Source organism: Streptomyces sp. NPDC053673 (genome assembly GCF_055585225.1).
On sequence record NZ_JBVJKN010000008.1, the window covers coordinates 193,660 to 206,686 of the forward strand.

At 71.0% G+C, this 13,027-nt stretch carries 12 protein-coding genes; 7 read left to right on the forward strand and 5 right to left on the reverse strand.

The genetic code is table 11. The features are described 5' to 3' along the window. Positions 1 to 189 precede the first annotated feature (189 nt). Positions 190 to 852, forward strand: a complete 663-nt coding sequence (gene nucS / locus ACZ6ZQ_RS14835) for an endonuclease NucS (RefSeq protein ID WP_469768923.1) — start codon at positions 190 to 192, stop codon at positions 850 to 852. Positions 853 to 915: 63 nt separating this feature from the next. Here nucS and ACZ6ZQ_RS14840 read toward each other — a convergent pair whose 3' ends face one another. From ACZ6ZQ_RS14840 to ACZ6ZQ_RS14855, 4 genes are all read right to left on the reverse strand, one after another. Further along, positions 916 to 3,519: a P-loop NTPase family protein gene (locus ACZ6ZQ_RS14840; RefSeq protein WP_469768924.1), complete on the reverse strand. Its 2,604-nt coding sequence runs from the start codon at positions 3,517 to 3,519 to the stop codon at positions 916 to 918. 209 nt (positions 3,520 to 3,728) lie between these two features. Further along, entirely contained in the window at positions 3,729 to 4,052 is a 324-nt protein-coding gene (locus tag ACZ6ZQ_RS14845; protein WP_469768925.1) for an STAS domain-containing protein, read from the reverse strand. A gap of 223 nt (positions 4,053 to 4,275) precedes the next feature. After that, complete coding sequence (locus ACZ6ZQ_RS14850) at positions 4,276 to 5,124, reverse strand: 3-hydroxyacyl-CoA dehydrogenase family protein (protein ID WP_469768926.1); 849 nt, start codon at positions 5,122 to 5,124, stop codon at positions 4,276 to 4,278. Between the two features lie 128 nt (positions 5,125 to 5,252). Further along, a complete protein-coding gene (locus ACZ6ZQ_RS14855; protein ID WP_469768927.1) occupies positions 5,253 to 5,891 on the reverse strand; it encodes a TetR/AcrR family transcriptional regulator in 639 nt (212 codons plus the stop codon). Positions 5,892 to 5,972: 81 nt separating this feature from the next. Between ACZ6ZQ_RS14855 and ACZ6ZQ_RS14860 the strand changes: the two genes are divergently transcribed. Genes ACZ6ZQ_RS14860 through ACZ6ZQ_RS14870 form a run of 3 tightly spaced genes read left to right on the forward strand, consistent with a single transcriptional unit; the run spans position 5,973 to position 8,116 of the window. Continuing rightward, on the forward strand, positions 5,973 to 6,755 hold the full coding sequence (locus ACZ6ZQ_RS14860; protein WP_469768928.1) for an ABC transporter ATP-binding protein: 783 nt from the start codon (positions 5,973 to 5,975) through the stop codon (positions 6,753 to 6,755). A gap of 9 nt (positions 6,756 to 6,764) precedes the next feature. Then, positions 6,765 to 7,514 carry an ABC transporter permease gene (locus ACZ6ZQ_RS14865; RefSeq protein WP_469768929.1) on the forward strand — a complete coding sequence of 250 codons (750 nt, stop codon included), beginning with the start codon at positions 6,765 to 6,767 and terminating at the stop codon, positions 7,512 to 7,514. A gap of 29 nt (positions 7,515 to 7,543) precedes the next feature. Beyond that, a complete protein-coding gene (locus ACZ6ZQ_RS14870) occupies positions 7,544 to 8,116 on the forward strand; it encodes a cob(I)yrinic acid a,c-diamide adenosyltransferase (RefSeq protein ID WP_469768930.1) in 573 nt (190 codons plus the stop codon). 150 nt (positions 8,117 to 8,266) lie between these two features. Here the strand turns inward: ACZ6ZQ_RS14870 and ACZ6ZQ_RS14875 are convergent, their stop codons facing one another. Beyond that, entirely contained in the window at positions 8,267 to 8,842 is a 576-nt protein-coding gene (locus ACZ6ZQ_RS14875; RefSeq protein WP_469768931.1) for a hypothetical protein, read from the reverse strand. A gap of 152 nt (positions 8,843 to 8,994) precedes the next feature. Between ACZ6ZQ_RS14875 and ACZ6ZQ_RS14880 the strand changes: the two genes are divergently transcribed. From ACZ6ZQ_RS14880 to ACZ6ZQ_RS14890, 3 genes are all read left to right on the forward strand, one after another. Further along, the gene (locus ACZ6ZQ_RS14880) at positions 8,995 to 10,206 is read left to right on the forward strand and encodes a sensor histidine kinase (RefSeq protein ID WP_469768932.1); all 1,212 of its coding nucleotides are present in this window, start codon (positions 8,995 to 8,997) and stop codon (positions 10,204 to 10,206) included. Further along, on the forward strand, positions 10,203 to 10,859 hold the full coding sequence (locus ACZ6ZQ_RS14885; RefSeq protein WP_469768933.1) for a response regulator: 657 nt from the start codon (positions 10,203 to 10,205) through the stop codon (positions 10,857 to 10,859). Before ACZ6ZQ_RS14880 ends, ACZ6ZQ_RS14885 begins: the two co-directional genes overlap by 4 nt. Positions 10,860 to 11,019: 160 nt before the next feature. Beyond that, complete coding sequence (locus ACZ6ZQ_RS14890) at positions 11,020 to 12,864, forward strand: glycosyl hydrolase family 18 protein (RefSeq protein ID WP_469768934.1); 1,845 nt, start codon at positions 11,020 to 11,022, stop codon at positions 12,862 to 12,864. The last annotated feature ends 163 nt before the right edge of the window (positions 12,865 to 13,027 follow it).

Genomic DNA, 13,027 nt, shown 5'->3' on the forward strand with positions numbered 1-13,027 from the left:
GTGCACGACCGGCGACCTCCTGCTTCCACGTTAGGCGCGCTGTCTGGTCCGCACCAGGAGAATGGGAACACAACCGGCCAATTACGAAGGGGACAAGAGGGGCGAGCCGGAGGGTCCCGGCCAGGGGCGGCGTTGGGCGAAGGTGCGCGAATCGCGCGGGCGGGGCCCGGTCGAGTAGCGTTGCGCACCATGCGTCTCGTCATCGCCCGCTGCTCCGTGGACTACGCCGGCCGGCTCACCGCCCACCTGCCCACCGCCCCCCGTCTGATCCTGGTCAAGGCAGACGGCAGTGTCTCCATCCACGCGGACGACCGGGCGTACAAACCGCTGAACTGGATGTCGCCTCCGTGCACGCTGAAGGAGGGCGACGACAGCGTGTGGACGGTCGTCAACAAAGCAGGCGAGAAACTGATCATCACCATGGAGGAGATCCTCCATGACTCGTCGCACGAACTGGGTGTGGACCCGGGCCTCATCAAGGACGGCGTGGAAGCGCACCTCCAGGAGCTCCTCGCGGACCGGATCGAGACACTCGGCGAGGGCTACAGTCTGATCCGCCGCGAGTACCCCACGGCCATCGGCCCGGTCGACATCCTGTGCCGGGACTCCGACGGGGCGACGGTGGCGGTGGAGATCAAGCGGCGTGGCGAGATCGATGGTGTCGAGCAGCTCACCCGCTACCTGGAGCTGCTGAACCGCGACCCTCATCTGGCCCCGGTCCGCGGCCTCTTCGCGGCCCAGGAGATCAAGCCCCAGGCCCGCGTCCTGGCGACGGACCGCGGCATCGGGTGCGTGGTGCTGGACTACGACGCCCTGCGCGGCATCGAGGACGACAAGCTGCGCCTGTTCTGAGGCTGTCCGATGGGGGTGTGGAGGCTGACGCCCCCCCACACCCCGATCAGGACGTCAGGACCGTCAGGACGAGGAGCCGCTCGGCAGCGCCTGGCTGCTGCTGGGGCTGGTGCCACCCGTGGTGCCGCCGCCCGTGCCGGTCGTCGTGCCGCCGTCCATGGTGCCGCCCGTCGTGGTCCCGCCGCTGTCCGTGCCGCTGGTGGTCGTACCGGTGCTGTCCGTGCCGGTCGACGTCGTGCCGCCGTCCGTGCTGCCACCCGTCGTGGGAGAGGGCGACGAACTGCTGCCGCCGGTCGTGGTCGGCGACGAACTGCTGCCGCCCGTCGTGGGCGAGGAGCTGCCGCCCGTCGTGGGAGAGGGCGACGAACTGCTGCCGCCGGTCGTGGTCGGCGACGAACTGCTGCCGCCGGTCGTGGTCGGGGACGAGCTTCCGCCGCCGGTCGTGGACGTGCCTCCGGTCGTCGAACCCGTCGTGCCCGGTCCCCCGCCCGTGGGCGACGGGTCGCCACCCGGCGTCGACGGGTCGCCCGCAGAACCGCTCTCGCCCGGCTGGGCGGTGCCGGGCGTGCCCGACGTGTCGCCGCCGGTCGTGCCGTCGGGGCGGCGGGTGGAGTCGTCCGCCGGTTCGTCCGCGTCGAGACCGTCGCCTCCGTCGTCCTCGTTCGCCGACTGTTCGTTGGTGACGCGGTCCGCGGGGTCCTCGTTGCCGGAGGTCGCGCCCAAGGTCACCACCGTGCCGAGGACGGCGGCCAGCAGCGCACCCGCGCCGGCCGCGACCAGGTTGCGGCGGGCGCCGGTGAGAATCGTGCGGCGGGCACGCTCGGCCAGGGACGGCGACGGGGTCTCCTGACGGGTGACCAGCGTCTCGGCCGGTTGGAGGGCGGCCGGGACGCCCCTGGGCGGGGACGCCGACTCCTCGTACCGCGCGGCCGGGACCTCCTCGCCCGCCGGGGTGCGCCCCCCGGGTGCGTGGCCGCCCTCGCGGTCGGCCACGAGCGCGAGGGCCCGCCGGCCGGCGACCGTACCGCTCTTGTCGGCGAGCGCGCCGCGCATGCCGATGGACGCTTCCAGTTCGGCGCGGGCCCGGTCCAGGCTCCCGGCGCACAGCGCGAGCACGCCCAGCTCGTGGTGGAAGTACGCCTCCTCGGCGACCTCACCGGCGATCCTGGCCGCCTCCTGGCCGGTCCGCAGCGTGCGCTCCCAGGCGCCCCAGTGCAGTCCGGCGGCGAACGCGGGCGCGGCGCTGCGGGCGAGCAGCACGGCGGCGCTGGAGTGTCCTGCCTCGTCGCCCGGCACCAGCGCGCTCATCGCCGCGAGGATCGCGTCGGCCTCGGTCGCCGCCCGTTCGGGCGCCACCGAGGGGTGGCCGGCCCACCAGGCGTAGTGCTGGGCGGCGGTGTGGGCGCGGGCTACGGCGCCCTCGCCGTAGCCGATGGCTTCCAGCTGGGCCGCGACGCCCGCCGCCAGCCGATAGCGGGAACCGACGGGGCTGAGCAGGGCGCAGCTGGTCAGTTCGCCGAGTGCGGCGTCCGCGTGGGTGTCCCCGACGAGGGCGGGCAGATGCGCCTGGTGCGGAACCTCGCCGCCGAGCGCGACGGCGAACCGGAGGGTGTCACGGGCCGATTCGCTGAGCCGGGAGGCGAGCAGCGCGGCGGGCGCGGCGCCCTCACCCAGCGTCGGCAGCGGTACGTCGTGGCCGTCGGCGAACACGTTGTCCGCGGCGTCTTCTTCGTCGTCCGGTCCGTCGGGCACGGCGCGGAGCGCGTCGCGCTGCCGCAGCAGTGCGCCCGCCTGGACGAAGCGCAGCGGCAGACCCTCCGACTCGAACCAGAGGTCACCCGCCCAGTTCGCCTCGTCGTCGGTGAGCGACCGGTCCACGGCCCGCTCCAGCAGCTCCAGGGCGGCGCTGCGGCCGAGCCCGGGGAGGAACACCTCTTCGAGGTGGGAGTCGGCCGAGGGTGCCGCGACGTCGGGTGTCGCGGCGAGCAGGAAGGCGCACTCGGGGGTGGCGTCGAGGAGCTCGTCCAGCGCACTGCCGCCGAACTCCAGGTCGTCGAGGACGACCACGGCACCGATGTCACGGACGAACTCGAGCAGTCCGGCCCGGTCGGGGCGGTGCAGCGGCGCGCTGTGGACGGCGCCGAAGAGTTCGTACAGCAGCTCGGTCGGCGTGCGGTGGTAGCCGGAGAGGCGGACGACTCCGTCGGGTGCGAGGTCCGCGCAGTCGGCGGCGACGGCGTCGAGCAGGGCCGTACGCCCGGAGCCCGCGGGTCCGGTGAGCCGGACCGACCGGCCGCGTCCCAGCAGCCGTACCAGCCGCTCGCGCTCCTCGTGGCGCTCGAGCAGCGGCAGCGGGGGCGCGGCGGGGCCGGGCGGCAGCGGCGGCTGGGCGGCACGCCGACGCTCCTCGCGCATCTCGGCGCTGTGCCGGACCGGTCGGGCCGGCTCTTCCCCGGGCCGGCAGGGCTCTATCTCACTGCCGTCGACGGGGTTGACGGTGAGCAGGAACTCACCGGAGACGAGCCGGACGGTGCGGGCGAGCGCGGGTGTCTTCTGCCCGAAGTCGGGAGTCACCGCGTCGCGCTGCGGTCGCTGCGCGCTGCCGTCGTCGTCGAGGCGGTTGTTGTCGTGGCCGTACTCTTCCGGTCCCCGGTTCATCGGGTCCATGGTCAAAGCCCCCCAGATGGCGTTTCGTGCGGAAGCCCCTCCGGCCTGTCTGCATGCTCCGCTGTCGCTTCTGGTCCGGTGCCGGCCGTGATGGGTCTGTGAATCGGCAGGCGACCGAACCCTAGACCTTCGCTCAGTATTCGGGAACAGTCGGGGTGCCGGGCAGCCCAGGACGTCACGGTCTCGTGAGGATTGCGCGCCCTGCCCGGTCAGACCCGAGGCAGGGACTCTGCGGCGATTCCGCCCTCGATGGCCAGGATTCGGTGGAGCCGGGTGGCCACCAGGAGGCGCTGCATCTGGGGCGGCACGCCGCGCAGGACGAGCCGTCGGCCGCAGCGGCCGGCCCGTCGGTGCGCCCCCATGATGACCCCGAGTCCGGTGGCGTCCCAGGAGTCCAGATCGGTCAGGTCGAGTACCAGGTCGCCGACTCCGTTGTCGACGGCCGAGTGCAGGACCGTACGGGCGTCCGCCGCGCTGCGGACGTCGAGGCGGCCCTCGACGACCAGCCCGGCGTGGTCGCCCCTGATGTGCATATGCGCTCCCCGAGAGTGCTTTCTCCGTCAGGTCTGTCTGCTCTGTCTGCGTTCCGACTGCTGGGTCCTGCCGGCCCTGCTGCGGTTCCACTGCGGTTCTGCTGTTTGTTTCTTTGCAACAACTGACTGCCGTACGGACAGAGAAGTTGCCGCCTGTAAGCGAACCGATACCGAATTCACCCGGAGGGGTGATGATGCGCAGGCTCGTGCGGTCGGTGCGCGGTCAGTGCTTGTAGAAGCCCTGCCCGCTCTTGCGGCCGATGTCACCGGCGTCAACCATCCGGCGCATCAGCTCCGGCGGCGCGAACTTCTCGTCCTGCGACTCGGTGTAGATGTTGCTGGTGGCGTGCAGCAGGATGTCGACACCCGTCAGGTCGGCGGTGGCGAGGGGGCCCATGGCGTGGCCGAAGCCGAGCTTGCAGGCGATGTCGATGTCCTCGGCGGTCGCGACGCCCGATTCGTACAGCTTGGCGGCCTCGACGACGAGCGCCGAGATCAGGCGGGTGGTGACGAAGCCCGCGACGTCACGGTTGACGACGATGCACGTCTTGCCGACGGACTCGGCGAACTCGCGGGTGGTGGCGAGGGTTTCGTCACTGGTCTTGTAGCCGCGGACGAGCTCGCACAGCTGCATCATCGGGACGGGCGAGAAGAAGTGCGCGCCGACGACGCGCTCCGGACGCTCCGTCACGGCCGCGATCTTCGTGATCGGGATGGCGGAGGTGTTGGAGGCGAGGACCGCGTCGTCCCGCACGAGCTTGTCGAGGGCGCGGAAGATCTCGTGCTTGACCTCGAGCTTCTCGAATACGGCCTCGACGACGATGTCCGCGTCGGCGACGGCGTCGAGGTCGGTGGTCGTGGTGATGCGCGCCAAGGCCGCCTCGGCATCGGCCGCTTCGAGCTTGCCCTTGGCGACGAACTTCTCGTACGAGGCCTTGATGCCGTCGGTGCCGCGGGTCAGGGCCGCGTCGGTGACGTCACGCAGCACGACGTCCCAGCCCGCCTGGGCGGAGACCTGCGCGATGCCGGACCCCATGAGTCCGGCCCCGATGACGGCGAGCTTCCTGGCCACTGCTGCACCCCTTAACACACGTTTACATGTCGTATCCCTGCCGGAGGTTATCGGTCGTGGGCGGCCCTGTGGCGGCGAAGAGATGCGCGTCACGTCTCAGATGACGGACATCACACCGGTACGGGCCGTCATGTGAGCCGTGCCGCATAACCAAGGACCCGCTCGCTGAGCAGATCCTCCATGTCGTCGATGAGAACGAGCACCTCGCGGGAGACCTCGGAGGGCCGGCGACCGGCCATCATCTCCCGGCCGATGGCGCCCATGACGGTCTCGTACACCCAGTTGATCTGCCCGGCCATCAGGGAGGGCATCACGTCGTCGGGGGCGGCGCCCGTCTCCTCGCGCAGGGCCTGCGCCAGTCGGCCGACGATCTCCCGCTGGAAGGTCAGGACACGGGACTGGAGGGAGGGGGCGCCGTGGATGACGCGGAGGAAGCGCTCGTACCCGTCCAGCAGTCCGACCGACGGCGAGACCGCCTCCACCTCGGCACGGAGTTCGCGCAGCACGGCCGTGGCCGCCGACTCGCCCGCGTCCCGCGCGCGGACCCAGCGCGCGAGCCGGTCGACGAGGGCGGTCTCGCGGTCGAAGAAGAGGTCCTCCTTGGCGGGGAAGTAGTTGTAGACGGTGTTCACGGAGACGTCCGCGGCTTCCGCGATCTCCACGATCGTCACCGCGTCGAAGCCGCGCTCCATGAACAGACCCGTGGCCACGTCCGAGATGTGCTGCCTGGTCCGGCGCTTCTTCCGCTCCCTGAGTCCCTCAGCCATGGGTTCATCGTAGCCCTCGTTGGGCTTCCTTAATTTTTGGAGTCATTGCAAATTTTCAGTGCCTCTGTTTTTCTTGAGGTCATGGCAGTCATCACGACCTCCGGCCTGGCCCGGACGTTCACCACGAAGAGCGGACCCGTCGACGCGGTCCGCGGCATCGACCTCACCGCCGAACGAGGCGAGATCCTCGGCTTCCTCGGACCGAACGGGGCGGGCAAGACCACGACCCTCCGCATGCTCACCACGCTCCTGCCGCCCACCGGCGGCACCGCCACCATCGCGGGCCGCGACCTCACGACGGACCCCGCGGGCGTGCGCGAGAAGATCGGGTACGTAGCCCAGTCCGGCGGCGTCGATCCGGCCGTGACGGTGCGCGAAGAGCTCGTGACCCAGGCGCGGTTCTACCGCTTCTCCCGGGCCGAGGCGGCCGCCCGCGCCGAGCAGCTCGCCCGCGACCTGGACCTCACCGGTCTCCTCGACCGTCCGTGCGCCGCGCTCTCCGGCGGCCAGCGGCGCCGGCTCGACATCGCGATGGCGCTCACCCACCGGCCCGAGGTGCTCTTCCTCGACGAACCGACGACCGGCCTCGACCCGGGCAGCCGCGCCGATCTGTGGCAGCTGGTGCGCCGGCTGCGCGACGAGCACGGCACCACCGTCTTCCTCACCACGCACTACCTCGACGAGGCGGACGAGCTGTCCGACCGGATCGTCGTCGTCGACAAAGGCTCCGTCGTGGCCACGGGCACCCCGGCCGTGCTGAAGGAGCGGCACGCGGGGTCGGCGGACGCCTCGCTCCAGGACGCCTTCCTCGCCATCACCGGACGCGGTCCCGCGCCGGTGGACACCACCCCCGTCGCCGTCTAGGAGCCCCCTGTGCTGATGCACGACACCGCGCTGGTCTTCGGCCGGTACGCCCGCCAGACACTGCGCTCCACGTTCCAGATGCTCTTCGGCGTGCTGATGCCGCTGCTGTATCTGCTCTTCTTCGGGCCGCTGCTCACCGGTCTGCCACTCGGCTCGCAGGGCGACTCCTGGCAGGTGCTGGTGCCGGGACTGCTACTGCAACTGGTGTTGTTCGGCGCGTCGTTCGCCGGGTTCGGCGTCATCGTCGAGAAGCAGACGGGCGTCGTCGAACGGATGCGGGTCACCCCGGTCAGCCGGCCGGCGCTGCTGCTGGGACGGGTGCTGCGCGATGCCGCGGTCCTCGTCCTCCAGTCCGTGCTGCTGGTGCTGGCCGCGGCGGTGCTGGGGCTGCGGGCGCCGCTCGGCGGCATCCTCATCGGTTTCGCCTTCGTCGGCGCACTGACGATCGGGCTCGCGTCGCTCTCGTGCGCGATGGCGATTCGGGTCTCCACGCCGCAGGAGTTCGGGCCGCTCATCAACGCGGTGACCATGCCGTCGATGCTGCTGTCCGGGCTGATGCTGCCGATGGCGCTGGCTCCGCTCTGGCTGGACGTCCTCTCGCACTTCATGCCGTACCGCTATCTGGTGGACGCGGTACGGGCCGGGTACGTCGGCGACTACGGCGGTACGTCGATGCTGTACGGAGTCCTGGCCGCCCTCGGCTTCGCGGCACTCGGCGTGACCGCGGGGACACGGGTCTTCCGGAAGGCCGGCGCGTGATGGAGCGGGCGCATAACTAGGCTGGCCACATGGTCAATCTGACGCGCATCTACACGCGCACCGGCGACAAGGGCACCACGGCGCTCGGCGACATGAGCCGCACCGCCAAGACCGACCTGCGGATCTCGGCGTATGCCGACGCCAACGAGGCCAATGCGGTCATCGGTACGGCCGTCGCACTCGGGCAGCTGCCGGAGGAGGTCGTGAAGGTCCTCGTCCGGATCCAGAACGATCTCTTCGACGTGGGCGCGGATCTGTCCACACCGGTCGTCGAGAACCCGGAGTACCCGCCGCTGCGGGTGGAGCAGTCGTACATCGACAAGCTGGAGGCGGACTGCGACCGCTTCCTGGAGGACCTGGAGAAGCTCCGCTCCTTCATCCTCCCGGGCGGGACGCCGGGGGCGGCGCTGCTGCACCAGGCGTGCACGGTCGTCCGTCGCGCGGAGCGCTCCACGTGGGCGGCGCTGGAGGTGCATGGCGAGACGATGAACGCGCTGACGGCGACGTATCTCAACCGGCTGTCGGACCTGCTGTTCATTCTGGCGAGGACAGCGAACAAAGAGGTCGGCGACGTGCTCTGGGTGCCAGGCGGCGAACGCTGAGACGACCCCCGGCAACGCCCCCTGACGGGGGTCCGGGGGTCGCCCCCGGGAGACACAGCATTCTGGCGAGGACCGCGAACAAGGAGGCCGGCGACGTGCTCTGGGTGCCAGGCGGCGAACGCCGGCGCTCCACGCGGACCGGTGGCAGCGCTAGCGCTCCACGCGGACCGGTTCGCGGTCCGGCTTCGCGGGCGCCGGTGCCTTCTTCGGCCAGATCGCGTACGTCAGCGCGACCAGGCCGTGGATGCCGGCCGTCCGCCACGCCGTGTACATCCAGCTCTCCAGCGCGCCGGTCCGGCTCGCGTCGCCCACGTACCAGATCGCGATCTGCAGCAGCGCGGTCGCGACGGCCGCCGCGGCCAGCGTGCCCAGCCAGATCCTCCCCTCGTGGCGGGCCCGGGCCGTCCCGTACCGCGGCGGCTTCGGCGGCGGCGGGGCCCCGCCGAGGCGGTGCGCCGCATGCCCGTCGAGCCACTTCACCGTGCGGTGGCCGTGGCCGACGGTGTAGCCGATGTAGAGCGCGGCCAGACCGTGCGTCCAGCTCGGGTCGGCGCCGTTCCTGAGATCGACCGCGGTCGCGACCAGCAGCACGACCTCCAGCAGCGGCTCGCACAGCAGCAGCGCGGCGCCCGTCCGCGGCATCCTCAGCAGATAGCGCACGGCCAGTCCGGCGGCCAGCAGTACCCAGAAACCGATCTCACAGATCACGATCAGCGTGACGATCACGGCGTCGCTCCCTTCGTCCCGATCCAGAATCGCTGCCGGGGAGCGCCGGATCGTCGTCGTGAGTGACGAACCGTGACTGCATCGTTCGATGTATCCCGGGCTCAGCCCGGACGGGGAGGACCGGAGCTGCCGGCTCCGTGTTTGATGGAGCGGTGACGTTCCCCCGCCCCCACCGCCACGACACCTTCTTCGCAGCCGCCGGGCTCGCCGGCGGCCTACTGCTGTGGTCGCTCGGGCTGCACACCACCACGGGCGTCAGGCCGCTCACCGCGTCCTGGGTGACGCTGGTGCCGCTGGTCGTGATGGCCTGTATGGAGCTGCTGCGGCGGACCATGCCGCAGACGGCGCTGGCCGTGGGCACGCTCGCGGTGGTGGTGGACCAGCTCACGAAGGGCAACATGGCGACGGTCCTGATGTTCACGGACCTCGTGTACACCGCCGTCGTGTACGGCACGCCCGCCTCCGCCCGCCGTATCCCGTACACCACGGGGCTTGTCACGGTCGCGGCGACAGTCGGGTTCCTCGCGTGGTACAGGGAGCCCGCCGCGTTGCTGATCGGGCTGGTCATCGGGCTGGTGTCGTTCGCGCCGGCCACCACCGGCGCGCTCGTCCGCAACCACCGCGAGGCCGCCGACGCGGCACGGCTGAGGGCCGAGCAGACCGCACTGCTCGCCGAGATGGACCGCAGGCAGGCGGTCATCGCCGAGCGCGCCCGGATGGCCCGTGAGCTGCACGACATGGTCGCCAACCATCTGTCGGCGATCGCCATCCACTCCACCGCCGCGCTCTCCCTCGACAAGCCGTCGACCACCCGGCAGGCGCTCACGGTCATCCGGGAGAACAGCGTGGAGGGCCTCGCGGAGATGCGCCGGCTGATCGGGCTGCTCCGGGACAGCAGCAGCGGTGACGCCGAGCCGGCCGCCGCGCCGACGCTCGCCGGCCTCGACGCGCTGATCGCACAGGCCCGTACCAACGGCGGGGCGAGCGGGCTGACCTTCACGCTGGACGACGCCCGGGAGGAGGGCGGCGCACTGCCCGCGCCGGTGGAGCTCGCGGCGTACCGGATCGTGCAGGAGTCGCTGACCAACGCGTTGAAGCACGCCGATCCGGGTGAGGTCGCGGTGAGTCTCGCGGGCGCGGCGGGCAACGCGCTGACGGTGTCGGTGACGAGCCCGTACGGCAGCCGGCCGGGGCCTCGCGCCCCGGGTTCCGGCGCCGGGCTGGTGGGCATGCGGGAACGGATCGCACTGCTGGACGGGGAGTTCGCGGCGGGGCCGGAGCCGGGTCCGCCCGCCGGACCGGCGAAGATCTGGCGGGTACGAGCAGTGCTGCCCATGGTGGACGACAAGGAGCCCTCGGCATGAGCGGTGTGATCCGTGTGCTGGTCGCGGAGGACCAGAGCGCAGTGCGGGCCGGGCTGGTCCTCATCCTGGGCAGTACCCCCGGCATCGAGGTGGTCGGGGAGGCCCCGGACGGCGAGGAGGCGGTGCGGCTGGCCCGGGAGCTGCGCCCGGATCTGGTCCTCATGGATGTGCAGATGCCCCGTCTGGACGGGGTTTCCGCGACCCGGCAGGTGGTCGCGGAGGGCCTGTGCGACGTCCTCGTGCTGACCACCTTCGACCTCGACGAGTACGTCTTCGGCGCGCTGCGCGCCGGGGCCGCGGGCTTTCTGCTGAAGAGCGCGGACGCGAAGGACCTGATCGAGGCGGTGCGTACGGTCGCGCGCGGCGAGGGGCTGATCGCCCCGGCCGTCACCCGCAGGCTGATCGCGGAGTTCGCGGCACCGAAGCCCGTACGGTCCGCGAACGCGCCGGACCCCGCTGTGCTCGACGCCCTGACGCGTCGTGAGCGTGAGGTGCTGTCGTGTCTGGGTCAGGGGCTGTCGAACGCCGAGGTCGCGGTGCGGCTGCAGATGGCGGAGGCGACCGTGAAGACGCATGTGAGCCGGCTGCTGGGCAAGCTGGAACTGCGCAGCAGGGTGCAAGCAGCCGTCCTGGCCCAGGAGTTGGGGATCTGAGGAACCGCGGGGCGCGCCCTCGTTCGACTTTGGTCTGGACCTATTGACGATTGGTCCAGACCTTCCTACTCTCACCGCACGGCACGCCGCGGTGAGCCCCGCGGAGTGCGCTGCACGGACCGACCCCAGATTTGTCCGTCCGCAACTCGAGGAGCACCCCTTGAGCACGAGTACCCCCCGCATCAGAAGCAGATTCAGATCCAGAGCGACGGCGGGACTCACCGCCCTGCTGCTCCCCCTGGCCGCGATGGTCGGCCTCGCCACCCCCGCCGAGGCGGCCACCTCCGCAACGGCGACCTACGCCAAGGTCCAGGACTGGGGCACCGGCTTCGAGGGCAAGTGGACGGTGAAGAACACCGGCACCACCTCGATCGCCTCCTGGACCGTCGAGTGGGACTTCCCCTCCGGCACGTCCGTCACCTCCGCCTGGGACGCCGACGTCACCAGCTCCGGCACCCACTGGACCGCGAGGAACAAGTCGTACAACGGCACCCTCGCTCCCGGCGCCTCGGTCTCCTTCGGCTTCAACGGCGCGGGCCCCGGCTCCCCGTCCAACTGCAAGCTCAACGGCGGTTCCTGCGACGGCGGGACCATTCCCGGCGACAACCCGCCGTCCGCCCCCGGCACCCCGTCCGCGAGCAACATCACCGACACCTCGGTGACGCTGAGCTGGACCGCGGCCACCGACGACAACGGCATAAAGAACTACGACGTGCTCCGCGACGGTACGAAGGTCGCGACGGTCACCGGTCTCACGTACACCAACACCGGACTCACCGCCGGCACGGACTACTCGTACACCGTCCAGGCCCGTGACACCGCCGACCAGACGGGCCCGGTCAGCGGCGCCCGCGCCGTCCGCACCACCGGCGGCGGAGGCGGCGGAGGCGGCAAGGTCAAGCTGGGCTACTTCACCGAGTGGGGCGTCTACGGCCGCAACTACCACGTGAAGAACCTGGTGACCTCCGGCTCCGCGTCGAAGATCACCCACATCAACTACGCCTTCGGCAACGTCCAGAACGGTCAGTGCACGATCGGCGACGCCTATGCGGACTACGACAAGGCGTACACCGCCGACCAGTCCGTCGACGGAGTCGCCGACACCTGGGACGCCGGAGCCCTCCGCGGCAACTTCAACCAGCTGCGCAAGCTCAAGAAGGCGTACCCGAACATCAAGGTGCTCTGGTCCTTCGGCGGCTGGACCTGGTCCGGCGGCTTCCCGCAGGCCGCGGCGAACCCCACCGCCTTCGCCGACTCCTGCTACCGCCTGGTGGAGGACCCGCGCTGGGCCGACGTCTTCGACGGCATCGACCTGGACTGGGAGTACCCGAACGCCTGCGGTCTGTCCTGCGACACCAGCGGACCCGCCGCGTTCAAGAACCTGATGCAGGCCATGCGCGCCAGGTTCGGTACGAACAACCTGGTCACGGCCGCCATCACGGCGGACGCGAGCAGCGGCGGCAAGATCGACGCGGCCGATTACGCGGGCGCGGCGCAGTACACCGACTGGTACAACGTGATGACGTACGACTTCTTCGGCGCCTGGGCGGCGCAGGGCCCGACGGCTCCGCACTCCCCGCTCACGTCGTACACCGGCATCCCGCAGGCGGGCTTCAACTCCGCCGAGGCGATCGCCAAGCTCAAGGCGAAGGGCGTCCCGGCGGCGAAGCTGCTGCTCGGCATCGGCTTCTACGGCCGCGGCTGGACGGGCGTGACCCAGTCGGCACCGGGCGGCACGGCGACCGGCCCGGCCCCCGGCACCTATGAGCAGGGCATCGAGGACTACAAGGTCCTCAAGAACTCCTGCCCGGCCAATGGCACGGTCGCGGGTACGGCGTACGCACACTGCGGCTCGAACTGGTGGAGCTACGACACCCCGTCGACCATCGGCGGAAAGATGAGCTGGGCGAAGAACCAGAGCCTGGGAGGCGCGTTCTTCTGGGAGTTCAGCGGCGACACCGCGAACGGTGAGCTGGTGAGCGCGATCAACAGCGGCCTGGGATAACACCCACCGGCCGGGTACGGCAGCGGGGGCGGTGCATCGCACCGCCCCCGCTTCACGTTCTGCGTCCGCGTTCCGCGCTCTGCGTTCCTCGCCCCGCGCCCTACGCCCTACGCCCTACGCCCTACGCGACATTGTGCTCTCCCCCAGACTTCGTCCGGGGGGA